Raw genomic sequence first — 225 nt, forward strand, 5'->3', positions numbered from 1 at the left:
CTAGCAACTGTATCCCTCACGCGGTGGAAGGCTTCCATTTCTGGCGGCTTTTACACAGGGCGTTAGCCAGGTTGACCAGTTTCCGGGCAACCGCGGTTATGATGACCTTGTGCGGTTTCCCTGCTTTTCGCAAACGATCCGCAAACGCCTTCATGGACGGGTTGTGATGCGCGGCGACCAGAGCAGCCTGAAACATCACATGCCTTAGGGCACGGCGACCCCCTG

Annotated in this window: 1 pseudogene; it reads right to left on the bottom strand. The window is 57.8% G+C overall.

Features of this window, described 5'->3' with window-relative positions:
- Window positions 1-16: 16 nt before the first annotated feature.
- Window positions 17-225 (bottom strand): annotated as a pseudogene (locus TW83_RS20970) (IS110 family transposase); the annotation flags it as partial.

The sequence above is a fragment of the Paracoccus sp. S4493 genome, from assembly GCF_000967735.1.
Taxonomy (GTDB): domain Bacteria; phylum Pseudomonadota; class Alphaproteobacteria; order Rhodobacterales; family Rhodobacteraceae; genus Paracoccus; species Paracoccus marcusii.